This window comes from Bacillus sp. T3 (assembly GCF_033449965.1).
Taxonomy (GTDB): domain Bacteria; phylum Bacillota; class Bacilli; order Bacillales; family Cytobacillaceae; genus Bacillus_BU.
The window spans coordinates 2991480-3007755 of the sequence record NZ_CP137761.1; the positions used below are offsets into that span (position 1 = coordinate 2991480).

15 protein-coding genes are annotated in these 16276 nt (G+C 37.7%); 5 read left to right on the forward strand and 10 right to left on the reverse strand.

The features are described 5' to 3' along the window. Positions 1 to 26: 26 nt before the first annotated feature. On the reverse strand, positions 27 to 1859 hold the full coding sequence (locus tag RGF10_RS15400) for an assimilatory sulfite reductase (NADPH) flavoprotein subunit (RefSeq protein WP_318503474.1): 1833 nt from the start codon (positions 1857 to 1859) through the stop codon (positions 27 to 29). A 338-nt stretch (positions 1860 to 2197) separates the two neighbouring features. On the opposite strand from RGF10_RS15400, the gene RGF10_RS15405 reads away from it, so the two are divergent. After that, positions 2198 to 3085: a LysR family transcriptional regulator gene (locus RGF10_RS15405; RefSeq protein WP_318503476.1), complete on the forward strand. Its 888-nt coding sequence runs from the start codon at positions 2198 to 2200 to the stop codon at positions 3083 to 3085. 204 nt (positions 3086 to 3289) lie between these two features. Here RGF10_RS15405 and RGF10_RS15410 read toward each other — a convergent pair whose 3' ends face one another. Together RGF10_RS15410 and RGF10_RS15415 are read right to left on the reverse strand one after the other, a co-directional pair. Then, positions 3290 to 3826 (reverse strand): DinB family protein, encoded by a 537-nt coding sequence (locus RGF10_RS15410; protein ID WP_318503478.1) that lies wholly within the window; start codon positions 3824 to 3826, stop codon positions 3290 to 3292. A gap of 234 nt (positions 3827 to 4060) precedes the next feature. After that, on the reverse strand, positions 4061 to 4840 hold the full coding sequence (locus tag RGF10_RS15415; protein ID WP_318503480.1) for a DODA-type extradiol aromatic ring-opening family dioxygenase: 780 nt from the start codon (positions 4838 to 4840) through the stop codon (positions 4061 to 4063). A 251-nt stretch (positions 4841 to 5091) separates the two neighbouring features. Between RGF10_RS15415 and RGF10_RS15420 the strand changes: the two genes are divergently transcribed. Then, on the forward strand, positions 5092 to 5631 hold the full coding sequence (locus RGF10_RS15420; RefSeq protein WP_318503482.1) for a helix-turn-helix domain-containing protein: 540 nt from the start codon (positions 5092 to 5094) through the stop codon (positions 5629 to 5631). A gap of 864 nt (positions 5632 to 6495) precedes the next feature. Here the strand turns inward: RGF10_RS15420 and RGF10_RS23915 are convergent. The 4 genes from RGF10_RS23915 to sdaAB form a co-directional block, all read right to left on the reverse strand. Next, positions 6496 to 6576, reverse strand: a complete 81-nt coding sequence (locus RGF10_RS23915; RefSeq protein WP_412176738.1) for a hypothetical protein — start codon at positions 6574 to 6576, stop codon at positions 6496 to 6498. Positions 6577 to 6589: 13 nt separating this feature from the next. Further along, positions 6590 to 6664: a hypothetical protein gene (locus tag RGF10_RS23920; protein WP_412176739.1), complete on the reverse strand. Its 75-nt coding sequence runs from the start codon at positions 6662 to 6664 to the stop codon at positions 6590 to 6592. Beyond that, positions 6651 to 7337 carry an L-serine ammonia-lyase, iron-sulfur-dependent, subunit alpha gene (gene sdaAA / locus RGF10_RS15425; protein ID WP_318503484.1) on the reverse strand — a complete coding sequence of 229 codons (687 nt, stop codon included), beginning with the start codon at positions 7335 to 7337 and terminating at the stop codon, positions 6651 to 6653. The genes RGF10_RS23920 and sdaAA overlap by 14 nt, the downstream gene beginning before the upstream one ends. Before the next feature lie 133 nt (positions 7338 to 7470). After that, positions 7471 to 8130: an L-serine ammonia-lyase, iron-sulfur-dependent subunit beta gene (sdaAB, locus tag RGF10_RS15430; protein WP_318509494.1), complete on the reverse strand. Its 660-nt coding sequence runs from the start codon at positions 8128 to 8130 to the stop codon at positions 7471 to 7473. A 228-nt stretch (positions 8131 to 8358) separates the two neighbouring features. On the opposite strand from sdaAB, the gene RGF10_RS15435 reads away from it, so the two are divergent. Next, a complete protein-coding gene (locus RGF10_RS15435) occupies positions 8359 to 9417 on the forward strand; it encodes a cytochrome-c peroxidase (RefSeq protein WP_318503485.1) in 1059 nt (352 codons plus the stop codon). A gap of 75 nt (positions 9418 to 9492) precedes the next feature. Here RGF10_RS15435 and RGF10_RS15440 read toward each other — a convergent pair whose 3' ends face one another. Continuing rightward, positions 9493 to 11475, reverse strand: a complete 1983-nt coding sequence (locus RGF10_RS15440; protein ID WP_318503487.1) for a hypothetical protein — start codon at positions 11473 to 11475, stop codon at positions 9493 to 9495. Between the two features lie 155 nt (positions 11476 to 11630). Between RGF10_RS15440 and RGF10_RS15445 the strand changes: the two genes are divergently transcribed. Continuing rightward, positions 11631 to 12734, forward strand: coding sequence for an AI-2E family transporter (locus RGF10_RS15445; RefSeq protein ID WP_318503489.1), 1104 nt, complete (start codon positions 11631 to 11633; stop codon positions 12732 to 12734). A 131-nt stretch (positions 12735 to 12865) separates the two neighbouring features. After that, positions 12866 to 13606: a type I methionyl aminopeptidase gene (map, locus tag RGF10_RS15450; protein ID WP_318503491.1), complete on the forward strand. Its 741-nt coding sequence runs from the start codon at positions 12866 to 12868 to the stop codon at positions 13604 to 13606. A gap of 47 nt (positions 13607 to 13653) precedes the next feature. On the opposite strand, the gene RGF10_RS15455 is transcribed toward map, so the two are convergent. Together RGF10_RS15455 and RGF10_RS15460 are read right to left on the reverse strand one after the other, a co-directional pair. Next, on the reverse strand, positions 13654 to 14646 hold the full coding sequence (locus RGF10_RS15455) for a hypothetical protein (protein ID WP_318503493.1): 993 nt from the start codon (positions 14644 to 14646) through the stop codon (positions 13654 to 13656). A 339-nt stretch (positions 14647 to 14985) separates the two neighbouring features. Further along, the gene (locus RGF10_RS15460; protein WP_318509496.1) at positions 14986 to 16161 is read right to left on the reverse strand and encodes an MFS transporter; all 1176 of its coding nucleotides are present in this window, start codon (positions 16159 to 16161) and stop codon (positions 14986 to 14988) included. Positions 16162 to 16276: the final 115 nt, after the last annotated feature.

Here is a 16276-nt window from a genome sequence, read left to right on the forward strand (position 1 = left end):
TTGAAAAACTCCTTTCAGTCCAAAAATCAGTATACATCACGCTGATATCGTTTTTGTTTTTGCAAATCGGAGAGATATGCCTCTGCTTTGTCACGGCTCATGCCGCCTTCATTTTCAATTATATCGATAAGAGTGTTTTGAACATCTTTTGCCATATTGTTCTTATCACCACAAATGTAAATATAGGCACCTTCTTTAATCCATTCAAACACTTCATGGCTATGCTCTTTAAGACGATGTTGAACATACACTTTTTCAGCATTATCCCGAGAAAAAGCTACATCCATTTTTGTTAACACGCCGTCCTTAATCCACTTTTGCCACTCAGTTTGATATAGGAAATCAGTAACAAAATGCTGATCACCAAAGAACATCCATGATTTACCTTGTGCCCCTGTTTCTTCACGCTCTTGCATAAAGGAACGGAATGGAGCAACACCTGTTCCAGGTCCGACCATAATGATAGGCGTATCAGGATTTTCAGGAAGCTTAAAATTAGAGTTTGATTGGATGAAAATTGGTAATGTATCGCCAGGCTGCAGACGTTCTGCACAAAGAATCGAGCAAACCCCTTTACGCTCCCGGCCATTTGTTTCGAAACGAACTGCACCAATTGTTAAGTGTACTTCATCAGGATTTGCTGCAATACTGCTTGAAATCGAATAAAGGCGTGGTGGCAGCTTTCGAAGCAAACCTACAAAATCCTGAGCAGGAACATCCCATGGGCCAAATTCCTGAACTAAATCAAGTAGGTCTCGCCCATTAACATATGCTTTAACTTCATCGTTCCCCTTGGCTATTAGCGCGCGAATTTCTTCGCTGCCAGTTAACTCGGCAATCTTATCAAGAAGTGATCTCGTTAAAACGGTAATTTCAAAGTGAAGGGTTAACGCATCTTTCAGCGGTGCTAATTCACCTTCTTTATTAATCGTAACAAGTTCTTCGGGATTCCATTTTAACTGGTCTAGTAGTGCATTCACTAATTCCGGATCGTTCTCTGGGTAAACCCCTAAGCTATCTCCAGGTTTATAAGTAAGTCCTGACCCTTCTAATGAAAGCTCTAGATGGCGAGTTTCTTTATTTGAGCCACGACCATTTAAGTTTAGATTCTCTAATACTTCTGCTCTAAATGGATTCTTTCTTGAATAAACGATATCATTTGTTTCACTTGAAGTTACTTGAACGGATGCTTGACTTTCAGTCGATGCTGCATTATCTTGTACATCAGTTAAGCTATTTATGACTCCAGTAAGCCACTCTGCTGCAGGTTCTTCAAAATCAAGATCGCAATCAAAGCGCGGGTAAAGTCTTGTACCACCAAGCTCTGCTAGGCGAACATCAAATTCTTTACCAGTTTGACAGAAAAATTCATATGAGCTATCACCAATAGCCAAAACCGAGAAATGTAAATCTTCCAGTTTAGGTGCTCTTTTTCCATGTAAGAATTCATGGAAAGCAAGTGCGTTATCAGGCGGCTCTCCTTCACCATGCGTGCTAGCGACAATCAGAAGGTTTTTCACCTTTTTCAAATTACTCGGCTTAAAATCGCTCATTGATGCAACAGTGGGCTTGAAACCTTTATCGGAAAGGGTTTTTCCAGCTTTCTCTGCAAGACGCTGAGCATTGCCAGTTTGTGATCCATATAGGATGGTTATTTCTTTAGAAACGGCTGGAGCAGCTTGTTTTGATGCTCCTTGTTCAACTGGTGTACCTTGCGCTGCAAGGACTGTCGTGTTAACAGACGCAGCTAAGTATCCACTCAGCCAAACTTTTTGTGATTCTGTTAAGGTCGGCAGAATGCGATTAAGGAGCTCTGCCTGCTCCTGATTGAACGGACTGTTCATAACCTGTAATTGCAACAGTATCCACCTCACATAGGATTATAAAATTATCGTGCTTCATTTTACATTTTTCATTACTTTTCTTATTCTCTTACGAATTGCTAACTCGCCAATGATGAGTGCTAGTATGATAATTTAATATTATCTATATTATTCCGATATTTCAAGTCGGTTTTTAAATAAAATTATTTAATAAAATTAAATTATCCAAATTTTTGTCGTAATCGTTCCCTTTCTCACCCTTGTCTTCCAAATATTATTATAGTTTGAACTTTACCGCATGGCAAAGCATTAGTAAAATAAATATTAATGATTATAACTATTAATATTCCTAATAATTAAAGGAGCCGATCTTTTTGTACTATGACGCACTTCGAACATTTGTGACCTTAGCCGAGGTAAAAAATTTTACCAAAACAGCTGAGATTCTTCTCATGTCCCAGCCAAGTGTAAGCTTACATATAAAAAATTTAGAAAAAGAATTCCAAACTATATTATTTCAGCGATCAAATAAATCATTAAAGATTACTCCAATCGGAGAATTATTATATGAACGTGCCAAGCAAATGATCACGATTTACGAGCAAACAAAACAGGATATTTTAGAGCATCATACTACTCTAAAAGGAAAGCTGAAAATCGGGGCCAGCTTTACAATCGGCGAATACATCTTACCTCCATTTCTAATTGAATTGCAGAAAGACCATCCAGAGCTAGAGCTAGAGGTTGTGATTGGGAATACAGAAGAAGTCGTCCAATTCGTCCGAATGTATCAAGTCGATATTGGACTAATAGAAGGTCAAACAAACGATAAAGAAGTATCTGTCCACCCTTTTATGCAAGATGAATTATTTGTTGTTGCTTCTCCCCAACATCCACTTGCTAAAAATAATGAAGTATCAATAGCGAATCTTCAAGGTCAAACCTGGTTAACACGGGAAGTGGGGTCAGGAACACGTGAATATCTTACTCATGTAATCCGATCAAACGGTTTAAAAGTTAAATCCCTGTTAACGATAAGCAGCAATCAAGGTATTAAAGAAACCTTAATCAGCGGTTTAGGTCTGTCGCTCCTTTCGGGTAGTGTAATCCAAAGAGATATTCAGCACCAAAATCTTTCCATTATTAAACTAAAAAATTATACCTTTAACCGTACACTTTCTTATGTATATACTCCTATAATGGAAGACAAAAAAAATGTTAAGACATTTATTAGTTCCTTAACAAAAAATAATCAGGTGTGACAGCTCCCAATCCATGGAAGGAAAACTTGTAGAAACATAAAACTAACTAAGGATTAGGGAATAGATGATAAGGACGAATGATGCGATGCGACCATACGTCCTTATCCTTTTAAATTGATGTTACTGCCCCTCCATCAACCATCACGGAGCTTCCTGATGAGCACATCCTTTTTAGATTTTATTCATTATTTAGTGTTATCCATTCTATTTAGAACGGTTATTATCTGATTGAAGATATCTTTCTTCTATAAGTTTTCGATGATGCCGCTCATGTCCGGCCATGATAAAGGCAATAGCCCTGGCACTTACTTCAAATCCATTTGCATTTCCACGACGCAAAAATGCTTCTTCTGGCAAACTTTTCAGCAAATGCAAAGTGGATTTGCGAACCGCTGCAAAATTTTCAAGTAATTCGATAACAGATTGTCTTTCAAATTTTCCATTTTCGACATACAGGTTATCATCATATCCCGGAAGTGCAGCCGTTTCGCCACGAGCAACTGAGAGAAGTCTGAAGCTCATAATTCGCTCTGTATCAGCGATATGACCTATTACTTCCTTGACACTCCATTTTCCTGCCGCATACCGAAGCAAAGCCTGTTCATCGCTCAGTCCTTGTAGAAGAGCTGTTGTTTCATTAATCTGTTCTTCAAGAATTTGAATAATGTCCCCTTCAGGTACAAGGCTAATGTATGGTTGATAATATGGAGCATATTCATTCGGTTGCAGTTGATTTTTCATGGTGGTTCCCCCTTAACTCTGTAATCATTTACATTGTACCGTTATCTTTATCATTTTTCATATATTAGCTCTTTCTATAATCTTATCTAACAACATTTCCTTCTCAATTTACATAATAGAAAAGACCAAATCAATCATCGATTTGGTCTTTTCATATTATCTCAATGGCCTACAAAAGCTGAACTTAAGATTTTGTTTCATCTGTTATGCCTTATTGATAGGAATTTTTTCTAATTATCCAAATTGCCAAACGCTATGACTTAAATTCCCATACCGGTAGCTTCGGTGCAGCAATTTTGCTGATTTTGCATCATCGGCTGCCCCCATCGCATAGAAAATCGGAATAAAGTGCTCGGCGCCATTCGGCGGTACGGCAAATTGAGCATGTGGCGCTAAGGTTGAATAGTTAAAAAGTGCTTCTAAGTCCCATTTTTCTATATGCTCCTGTATCCACCCCTCAAATTCTTGAGCCCATTGATCGACTTTGTCTTCATCACCGAATCTGACAGCTCTTAAATTATGAACTGTTCCACCACTTGCGACAATAAGGATGTCTTGCTCTCTTAATTTTGCTAGGGATTGTCCGATTTTGTATTGCTGGGCAGGGGTTAAGTTTGGTGCAACAGACATCGAAACAACAGGAATGTCCGCATCAGGATACAACATGCTTAATACAACCCATGCTCCATGGTCAAGGCCCCGATTTTGATCGACAACGAAAGGTATTCCATTATCTTCTAGCGTTGTTTGAATTTCCTTTGCTCTCAGCTTATCTCCTTTTGCTGGGTATTGTATGCGATACATTTCTTCTGGAAAACCATAAAAATCATGAATGGTTTCGTATTCATTTACCGCGCTGACAGCTTGCGTTTCTGAAACCCAATGCGCTGAAAATATGACGATTGCTTTTGGCTTAGGATTCGTGACGCCTAGTTGGTTAAGAAATTGGGTATATTCATTCTTTTCAATCGCGAGAAGCGGTGCTCCGTGTGCGATAAAGTATGATGGAATCATTTTATAATCCTCCTTTTATGGTCGAATATATTTAAATTCGCGAAACGTCTATATATAGGTTTCGGATGTATACGTTGTATCATGCTATTTACTTTACCGATTGTTCTTCTATAAATTTGGAGTCAAGCGTATGTTTCTTAATACGAAGCTTTGTTTTCTATAAAATAACAACAAGACCACTAGATTGTCAATAATATTTTTGCTAATATAAAATTAAGTTTTTTATTAGGAAACATTTTGAGGTGAATAACTTGGATATCGGTTCAAAAATTCGTGCAATACGAAAGCGCAAAAAAATCACGATTGCCCAAATGTGTGAAGGGACAGGTCTTTCAAAGGGATTTGTCAGCAATGTCGAAAACAACAATACATCACCATCAATCAATACATTACAAACCGTTGCTAATTTTCTCGATGTCCCACTTCCCTATTTATTATTAGAAAAGAAGGAACACATGCGTATCGTTCGAAAAGAGGAACGGACATTCTCATCGTATAATAATTTGAAGATTGAACATATATCATCTATGGGTGGTTTACGGATGATGAGTGTTGAATTTCCACCTGGAGCATCGATGGGTGAGGAAAATGCACATGCTGGGGTTGAGTGCCATCTTGTGCTAGAAGGTCGTGTTCTTGCCAAACAAGGTGAGGATTCTGTTATTTTAGAAAGTGGCGATACGTTTAGCTGGAATGCAAGTGTGCCGCATATTGTTAAAAATATCGGTGAAGAGAAGGCCGTTGTCTTGATTGCAGTACATTCGGATATTGAATTGAACGAAGTGCTTTAAACAATAGGATCCCCCATCTATAAAAAAAGACGTATCCGAAAATTAACGGGTTCCGTTTCCTGTAGCAATACCTCATTTACACAGCAAAATGCAAACCAAAATCAAATTCTTTTTGCACTATAAAACGTAGTACAATTAATAAATAGAGAGAATAAAAATCATTGGAACTAGCAAGGTCTATACCCTTGCTAGTTGGTTTTGAATGGTAGTCTTTGGATTGTGAATCATTTCTGCCTTCATACGTACCGGTTTTTGTGTAGGTATGAGAATTCATAAGCGTAAAATTTTCCCCTAATGTATATAGAGGAGGCTAAATAAGTGGATATAAGGGAAGAATTTTCCTTTAACGGCTTTAAATAGGACAAAATTCAAGGATTTGGACCATATAAGGGGAAAAACTTCCCTTATCTTTCGGGAAATAGGGGCATTTCCCAATTTAAGCGGATTTTCTTCCCTTATTTTTCGTTTCAAGTCAAGTCGATACTAAGTTACAATAGAGCCTGAACTTAATCCCAATTTGCAAGTAAATTGTAGTGTATTTTGCTGCAGTACACTCGCTATTGGACCCCTGCATTTTAATATACTAATTGCCCTACAAATTCTCCCGAAATATTAGTGGAAATCCTTTTATATCAACAAAAACAGACCTCCAAATTAGGATACAATTTGAAGGTCATTTTGCATTTCATATTTAATGTTTGGGATTGTTAACGGAACCTGTTATCCGAGAATACGTCTTTTTTCCAAAGCAAGATCCCGACAATAATCACCGAACATTATCATACTGTTCTACCCAATTAAATCTCTACAAGATAATCTACTAGCCTGTCTTTCGGTTGTCCGAAGATCTCAGATTCAAGTTTCTTACCTGGTTGGAGTGGCTGCAAGTCCACCTTCCGCTGTTTCCCGTAGGCTTGCTGGCATCGTTTGCCCGATTGCGTACATTGCACTGATCACTTCATCGCATGGAATGCGGCTTGTAATTTCTGGCTAAAGCCATATCGGCTGCAGTCAACGCATTAGAAGCACCCATTGCATTTCTTTTTACACATGGAACTTCTACAAGCCCAGGCAACAGGGTCACAGACTAAACCGAGCATATTCTTTAAGGTAATAGCCATAGCTTCTGCAGACTGACTAGGAGTACCACCAGCCATTTCAACAATGGCAGCTGCAGCCATCCCGGCTGCTGAGCCTACTTCTGCCTGACAACCGCCAGCTGCTCCTGAAATGGATGCATTATTGGCAATGACAAAACCGAAAGCTGCTGCTGTAAATAAATACTCTATCATTTCATACCGAGTTGGATTCAACTGCTCTTTCACGGCAAATAATGTACCCGGAACTACCCCAGCAGAGCCAGCTGTTGGAGTGGCACATACTGTACCCATCGCTGCATTTACTTCATTTGTGGCTACTGCTTTACTGACAGCATCTAATAACAATGTTCCAGATAAAGATTTTCCACTGTTAATGTAGTTCTGTAGCAATACCGCGTCGCCTCCGGTTAAACCTGTCCGTGATTTTACCCCGTTCAATCCGCGTTCGACTGCTTTTTCCATCACGGTTAAATTTAAATCCATCTTCGAAATAATTTCTTGCCGAGACTGCCCAGACATTTCTATTTCCTGCCTGATCATTATTTCGGCTATTTTCACTTTATTATCTTCTGCTAATTTAACAAGCTCGGCAACATTGCGAAACATGGCTTGTCCTCCTGATGTCTATGTTTACACACACTAAATATTCCCGTTTTAACGCAGCACAGTAACGGGGGACAGTCCCCCGTTACTGCACCACGGAGAAGCAGCGAGGGACTGTCCCCCATCCACTCGCCACCTATTCGACCATTCGTATGACTTTGGTTACGTTTGGAAGTTGTTTTAATTCGCAAATGACGTCATCATCGATTTTCTGATCGACCTCGATTACCATAATCGCCATTTCTCCTTTATCTTTCCGTGCAACCTCCATATGGCCAATATTTATTTCATAGTTTGATAAGACTGTTGTAACCGAACTTATAATTCCAAAGCGATCCTGATGAATTACGAGGATGGCTGGATCTCCAGACAACTTTAGCTTAAACGAATTAATTTCAATGATTTCTATAGTGCCACCACCGATTGATATTCCTATCACTTCAAGCTCGGTATCATCACTAAACAAATTGATTTTAACCGTATTAGGGTGATCAGTAACTGCTTGCTCCGCACGAATGATTACTTCCATACCCACCATTTCAGCAATTTCCAATGAGTGAGGGATTCTTTCATCAAATGTATCAAAGTCCAACAGGCCAGCAACTAGAGCTAAGTCTGTCCCATGACCTTGATAAGTTTTCGCAAAGGATCCGTATAACGAGATCACAGCCCTAGATGGCTGCTTTTCAAAAAGTGTTCGAGCCACTCGTCCTATACGAGCCGCACCAGCTGTATGAGAGCTTGAAGGTCCGATCATCACCGGACCGATGATATCAAAAGCTGACCGATATTTCATCATTACCGCTCCTTACTATCGCAAGACAAAAATATGTTATCTAAATTGTTATTTTCAAACCACCAAAATAACCTATTGATAATACCATGAATCAACTTGATTAGAAAAAAATTTAATTATTCAATCCATTTACTTATCGAAAAACTATATTAAATAATATTTAAGAATTATAATGTAAGTGTCAAATTCAATCGTTTGAAGGGATGAAATAGTAAGGGGAAAACCTTTATGAGAAAAAGTTTTATATTTTTTGCATTCCTTATGATATTGCTAGGCTTGATCGGTTGTTCAAATAATGAAGAAACTGCACAAAAAGAAATTGATCCAAAAAAACTACTAGAAACCCTACGAGCAAACGGTTCATTAGTCCCGTTAAAGGCCATTTCAATACCGGATAATAATCCAATGACCGCTAATGTGGTCGAATTAGGGAAAATGCTCTTTTTTGATCCACGCCTTTCTGGGAACAACGAAAGAAGCTGTGCAACTTGTCATGACCCCGCAAAGGGTTATGGAGATGGACGCAAAACCTTTGAAAAGTACAATGGGGAACCTGGAACGAGAAATAGCCCAACCATCATTAACGCAGGCTACTATACTACATATTTTTGGGATGGACGTGCTGATTCATTAGAAGAACAGGCGTTAGGTCCTATTCAAAACCCCAATGAAATGAATCAAAAATTGGACGAGCTAATCCTAGAATTAAAAGGCATTAATGATTATACTGAACGATTCAATGCTGCATTTCCAGATGGAGTAACGGAACAGAACTTAGCAAAAGCAATTGCTGCCTTTGAAAGACAAATTGTTGTAAAGGACACCGCTTTTGACCAATTTATGCAGGGGGATACGAAGGCGTTATCTGATAAAGAGCTAAGAGGTCTCGAATTATTCACTGGGAAAGCTATGTGTTCAACCTGCCATAATGGGCCAAACCTTTCTGATAATAATTTTTACAATGTTGGTCTTGATTCTAATGATGAAGGACTTTATGCATTAACAAAAAAAGCTGGTGATATGGGAAAATTCCGGACAGCTGGTCTTTATGGCATAACCCATACTGCCCCCTACATGCATGATGGCAGCCTTAAAACGCTTGAAGATGTAATAGATTACTATAATTCAGGTGGCGGCGATCACAGAAACAAAAGCTTTTATTTGAAGAATTTCATGTCCCCAATCGGCCTAAGCGATGCGGAAAAAGAGGATTTGCTAGCCTTTTTAAAGGTTTTAGGTGGGACCGAACCAATAGTTGAAGAGCCAGATCTGCCTGGAATTGACTAACGCCTGCAAAATTAAATAATAAAGACCTAATTCACACGTTGAATTAGGTCTTTTGTATGTTTTAATGCAAACCTGTTAAGTTTCTCGCATTGCTACTTCCGCTAAGATGGTCGGAATATTAATAAAGCTTGTAAAATAGATTGGCTTCCCTTCCAAAATCGCATATTCCTTTGCCTCCCACATCGCCCTGTGCGATATAAAACGGATTAAGACAACGATAATATTTGTATTTTTCAAGGCTTCATAAAAGGTCGGATCCAAATTTCTGGCATCATGTGTAATAATCTTAACATTGTTCCATTCTTGATTATGTCTCGCGCGATGACCACCTAGAATCAAAATTTGTTTACCACCCAGAATCGTTTCAATTGAGTCTGATTCCTGCTCTATTTTTTCTTCTGTTAGGACAATTTCCGTAGCAGGATCATCAACCTCTGCAGATTTCGAAAATTGGGATAGCTCACTTTTCAATTCTTCTATCAAGCCTTTTAACTGTTGGATTTTTAAAATATCGGTTTTATTACGGGAAGCTACAGGTTCAGTAAAGGAAGCTAGCTCTAACTCGTTAATCCGAGCATTGGCATTTCCTAATTTTTGCGTTAACCTTCCATTTTCCTGTTGCAGCTGTCTGATTTGTTGATGTTGGAGATCAATCGTATCCTGAACAGCTAATATTTGCTTATCAGACCTTTTTGCAAAGAAAAGTTCATGCTTTTTATAAAAAGGTTTTAACTCGTTTGGTGCGGGTAAATATTGAAAAATAAACTCGGCCCGATTTTGTCCAATCACGCCAATTTCTTTTGCCATATCCCATCCAAAAACCGTAATAAATAAATAATGATAAATTATTGACTCATTTGCTTTTCTCCACAAACTCCCCTTTTCGTCCTCCGTTAAATCTAGTGCCATTACTTTCGAGATTAAGCTTTCTTTCGTTTCATTTCGAGATAACTTAGGAAAATATTCATCAAAAGCATGATATAGCTCTTTTCTCGTCAACTCCTTTAAGAATGTTGTCCATTTTGCTAACGCTACAAAAGTATATGCAGACCAAAATGCTTCTTCATGCTGGCGAAAAAAGTCAAGATGTTCAACAGCAGCCGTTAATAGATGATTTATATCATCTTTATTAGCTAAAAATCCAAGCATCCCTAAATCTTTGACCTTACGTTCTGCCAATAGCTCGTTTTTATGTATATCTTTAATTAGCACACAGTCCTTCTTTACCTGGCTCAAGCAGCCCTCACACTCAAAAGTATCTCCAACAATAATTAGGAGGAGATCATCTATATGACGATCGAGTTCCAATAAATCTATTTTTATCAAATTGCCTTTACGGCTAACAAGACTAGAACAATTTCGACAGTACCCTTTAGACTGAACAAATACTTCAAGAGTTTTTTGAAGATACTGTTGATCACTGACAGGATTTAATAGTGGAATTGTTGTCACAAATACCTTTTGATTTATTTGGTTGTTGCTATCTATTGTTTCATGCTGATTTAGTTTTCCCATGATGATCGACGTATTTTTCTTTACGATTTCTTCTACGAACTCATTCTCATTCACTGTATGAGGAAAATAATAATTCGTTTCAATCCTACCTGAAACCCTTTCACCATTCACTTCAAATTGCGTAAGAATACTTAAATAATCATGACTTACTTCGAATTCAAGTGGATAGTCATTTTGCAGTTCAATTTTTAACATTGACGCTAATTTTGAAACCATATCACGAAATCTACACTCTAATTGTTGTTGTGCATTCATTTCAATGCTAGAGATGTAGTTTCCTAACAAGACAATAAGATAATGGTCAGAAAGCGCCATCCCATATTTCTGATGATCACCTTTTTTATTTGCCCATTGGTTATGATGAAAAACTTCAACCTTTTCAAGGGTAAAATGATCTTTTCTATGCAGCGGAAATAACATAATCGCCCTCAATTGTTGCTTATTGTGGGTAAAATAAACATTTACTCTTGTATTGAAATTGTGCTTTACATCAAAAAAATGTAGGATTGAGTTCAAGTCTGGTTTCAGCTTAGATATTTGCACAGTTGTTCCCCTTTTATTTCATTCAGATAAATAAATCATAACGTATGCATCCTGACTCGAGCAAATAGTTCAAGGATCCTGTTTGTTTATTGTTCTCTATTTCCTAGTTTTGCTATAATTGTTAGTATCCATTAAGAAAAAGAGGTACATACACATTGAGAAATAAAAACAAACTTCAATACTGGTTAGTTCAGATTCTCCTCATTTTAACCATCATTTTTGTTTCAACTAAAATCTCATTTTTGTTCCAACCGATTGGAATCTTTTTTTCAACCGTGTTCTTTCCAATCCTGATCACGGGTTTTCTTTATTTTCTCCTCAATCCTGTTGTCAGTTTTCTTGTTCGAAAAAAGGTACCGAAATTATTGGCTATTTTATTCATCTATTTGGCTTTTTCTGGTCTCCTTGTTTTAGCAATTGGCAATTTGGTACCAGCGATAACGAACCAATTTACAGCTCTTGCGAACGACCTTCCTCGTTACGCAGACAAAACATTAAAGTTTTTTGATGATATGGCACATTCATCTCAATATCAATGGGTAATCGATGAACAAAGCGATCTTCTCGATACAATTGAACAAAAATTGATTGCCTTTGCCAATACATTGCCAAATAGGATTACAGTAAGTCTCTCAAATATATTTGGTGTTATTGCAAATATCACCATCATACTTGTAACGGTCCCATTTTTATTGTTTTATATGTTTAAGGATGGTCATAAATTTCCAGAAGCTTTAACAAGATTCCTTCCCTCCTCCTATCGTGATGAAGGATTGGTCGTGTTGAAGGAAACAGGTGAAACATTGTCAGCATATATACAAGGACAAGTAATCGTTGCCCTTTCTGTCGGGACGCTTGCCTTTATTGGCTATCTCATAATCGATTTACCATATGCTCTTATTTTAGCTTTGGTGGTAGCTATAACCAATATCATTCCTTATGTCGGTCCTATTTTAGGAGGAACACCGGCTGTCATTGTCGCATTATTCGATTCTCCGACAAAGGCTTTGTTAGTATTAGTTGTCATCGTCATTGCTCAGCAGGTGGAAGGCAATGTGTTGTCACCACTTATTCTTGGGAAAAGCTTGGATACCCATCCGGCAACGATTATTATCCTTCTCTTAGCTGCTGGAAATTTAGCAGGGGTTTTAGGCATGGTGTTAGCTATACCTACCTATGCGGTGGTTAAAACCATTGTCTTAAATTTAGTGAAGTTTTTACGAGCTCGAAAGAAAACGAACCAGACAGTCGAATCTTAATTAGATCATCAAACAGAGGTGGGGGCTTTCAGAACCATTGGAGGCCTTTTCCCTGTTCCTATAAAAAAATTCGTGTTATCGGTTCAAATACCATATAATAAACAATGAAAAAATTTAATAGGCGGGATAACATGATTGCAAAAACAGAAGAAGATTTTAATGGTTTAAAGGAAATAGGAAAAATAGTTGCTGCGATTCGTGATGAATTAGTACAAAAAACAACTCCTGGTATTACTACGAAGGAGCTGGATGAGCTCGCTGGAGAGCTTTTTGAAAAGAATGAGGCAATTTCAGCGCCAAAAGGTGAATATGACTTTCCAGGCTATACTTGCATCAGTGTGAATGAAGAGGTTGCACACGGTATTCCAGGAAATCGAGTGATTCAAGAAGGTGATCTTGTCAATATTGATGTTTCTGGTTCCAAAAATGGGTATTTTGCTGACACTGGCATTTCCTTTGTCGTCGGTAATGGGAAGGAAATATTAACAAAAATATGCGAAGTAGCAAAAGAAGCATTTGAAGCGGGGCTTAAAAAGATTAAACCCGGAGCAAAGAAAAATGGAATTGGAAAAGCAGTGGATCAGATAGCTCAAAATAACGGTTTAACTGTTATTACGAATTTGACTGGTCACGGTATTGGACGAAGAATCCATGAAGCTCCTGATCACATTTTGAATTTTTACGATCCATCAGATAGCGAGTTGCTTCGAGATGGCATGGTCATTGCATTCGAACCATTTATCTCAACGAGCGAGGAAGAAGTTTTTCAATTAGATGATGGCTGGACTTTTGTGACAGAAAATAGCTTTGTTGCTCAATATGAACACACAATTATTATTACAAAGGAAGGCCCTATCATCATAACAAAATAACATAGTCACTGAAAAAAGGGATCAAAACGATCCCTTTTTTACATTGTTTAGATTTTTGCCTTTCTAAAACCGTTAAACAGATCAATCATGGCAAAAAAAGTCATAAAAAACATCGCACCTCGCGTAATCATGATTTCAATATCCTTTGTTGTCTTAAATAGGTCTTTTAAATAGAAAATAAAATCACTATTAAATAAATTGGAATTGCTCAATATAATCATAAACGCACTAACAGAAAGTACTTGAACCAATGTATTACCAATCGCTAATTTTAATGTCCATTTCTCTGCCAGCCATTTTTGAATGTTGAAGGCGACCTCAGCTATACTTACAATCACTACTAGAGGTGCATAGCTCATTAATACATCTTGGTTAAACGTTTGAACCATGAACTCTACCCCATTCTTCCCTTGTTCGTACACCCCAATCAATGCGGATGCATTAAAGTATAAACTGACCCATATGGCAATCCATAGGAAACTAAAAAATACTTCTGCTTTTGGAATTCTTTTTTCTTTTACAATATATCGAATATTTTTTAAGTCGTCAGGAGTCCATTCTTTAAACTTCATTGTTAGCGGAATAGGGTCTTTCCCTTTATCCGTCCGTTCAATAATAACAAACACTAAAGTTAACCAGAAAAACACCTGGATTACAGCAGTTAGTGACGCCGATATCCCTTGTGAGAATACATCAAGAATTATATTTAATATGGTGTCATTCTTTTCAGAGGAAACAATCTGTACAGTAAGTATAGAGATTAAGGTAATGATGATCGCAATTGGCACAATCTTTTTTAATAAAGTGATATAAACATCGAAATACCTTGGGCCAATCAAGTACATGGGCCGATTTAAGTAACGACTAGCCATTACCGCTGGATTCCCTAACTTGGCAAGAATTCGTTTGATATCCTCTTCAGAATGATTTTCAGGTAACATACCATTGATAGTAGATTGTAGTTCTAGTGCAATAGCTGCTCTAGATTTGACAGGGAGCCTGCGAGTCACTTCTTGAATATAAAGTTCTATTAACCTCATGCTCTTCCTCTCCTTAAAACAATATTAGTGAGATGTTGGATGCGGAGGATTTTTTATATTCATTAACAAGAGGGCTATGTAGAGGGACGTATCGTAAGCAGTATTGAACGCATTGAGAACATATACATAACTGATTTTATGTATTATTTGTGGTGTGTATTTCACCCTTATTATACAGTATGGCGTACGTCATGGTTAAGGATATTAGATCCATAATCTATATTTTCAAAAGAGCCCATCCCCTTCAAATTTTTCCAATCATAAATCCAAAAAACTCTACCCAACTGGATAGAGTCTACAAAATACCTAGTTTCAATGAACATCCCTGCTGTAAAAAAATCAGGTTTGCTCCACTGACTCGGACAAAGGCTTCACCTTGAGCATACAGGCAAATGCAAACACCATGCTCCCTGCTGCTGCAAGAAACAATATGTTAAACCCAAATAAATCAATAAGTAGTCCAAGTGTGGGAGGCGAAATAATGGCCGCTAGTGATGACACTAAATAGTACAAGCCGGTTCGGGTTCCAAAGCTGTGTTCACTTCCTGTTGTCACAATAAATGGGTAGGCATTAATATTAATGCAGGCCCAAAACACGCCCCCAACCAATAGAATAGCTCGTAATGCTATAACCGTTTTCACCCAATTTAACAGTAGGAATACCATTACTAAACCAACAATTCCAACGATGATCACTTTCTTCATTCCGTATTTTGCTCCTAAATGACCGCACGGGATGGATGAAAGAACAAAGCTTAATGAAAAAAATGATAACGAAAAGGCCGATGCACTTTCTGACATTCCCATTCCCTTAACACCATACAAAGTAAACAAAGCCTCCATTCCCTGAATCGCAATAAACCAGAAGAAGATCGCACAAAGTAAAAAAATAGTCGTTTGATCTAATTCTTCCTTATAATTAATTTTTGTTGAGAATTCAATACCATCAAAAATTGAGTCTCTTTTTTCGTTGATATTCATGAAAATCACCCATAACGTAACCAAAAAGACAGCCGAAACAGATAAAAACGGTAAAGATTCATCGATATGAAATAAGACAGAACCAACGCTAAAGGCTAAAATAGCACCACAGCCACCCATGAAATTAATAATACCATTGGCCTTCGCTCGGTCAGATACAACCGTAATATCTGGCATTAACGCAATCGTAGGAGAACGAAAAATGGCCATTGATAAATTCATACAAACCATAAAAATGATTAAGGTAAGCAAATGATTGTGGAACGGAATAAGGCCGTAAAACATGGCAGAGATAGGGATCCCGAGCATCAAGAAGGGCATTCGACGCCCATAGCGTGTATTCGTTCGATCACTGAGGTTGCCGATAAAAGGCTGTAAAAAGAGCGCAACATAATTATCTATCGTCATTAAAAATCCAATCAACGCTGTACTAGTTAGGTAATCATCAAGAAAAAATGGGACAAAGCCATTATACAAAGCCCACCCTAAACTAATACTAAAAAAACCAAAGCCTAACAGCCACGTTTTTTTCATCATTGTCTCCTTTTGAACTTTTCAACCCTAATAAGGTAGTGCTATTATCTTATGCACCTTTATCCTTCTTTTTGCTTGTCCAAAGGATATCTGACTGTACGTAAACGAAGTGAAG

Coding starts and splice junctions, on each gene's coding strand:
- sdaAA (WP_318503484.1), bottom strand. CDS start 7,337: ATGTTTCGCAATGTTGCCGAGCTTGTTAAATTAGCAGAAGATAATAAA.
- RGF10_RS15410 (WP_318503478.1), bottom strand. CDS start 3,826: ATGAAAAATCAACTGCAACCGAATGAATATGCTCCATATTATCAACCA.
- RGF10_RS15460 (WP_318509496.1), bottom strand. CDS start 16,161: ATGAAAAAAACGTGGCTGTTAGGCTTTGGTTTTTTTAGTATTAGTTTA.
- RGF10_RS15435 (WP_318503485.1), top strand. CDS start 8,359: ATGAGAAAAAGTTTTATATTTTTTGCATTCCTTATGATATTGCTAGGC.
- map (WP_318503491.1), top strand. CDS start 12,866: ATGATTGCAAAAACAGAAGAAGATTTTAATGGTTTAAAGGAAATAGGA.
- RGF10_RS15415 (WP_318503480.1), bottom strand. CDS start 4,840: ATGATTCCATCATACTTTATCGCACACGGAGCACCGCTTCTCGCGATT.
- sdaAB (WP_318509494.1), bottom strand. CDS start 8,130: ATGAAATATCGGTCAGCTTTTGATATCATCGGTCCGGTGATGATCGGA.
- RGF10_RS23915 (WP_412176738.1), bottom strand. CDS start 6,576: ATGTACGCAATCGGGCAAACGATGCCAGCAAGCCTACGGGAAACAGCG.
- RGF10_RS15455 (WP_318503493.1), bottom strand. CDS start 14,646: ATGAGGTTAATAGAACTTTATATTCAAGAAGTGACTCGCAGGCTCCCT.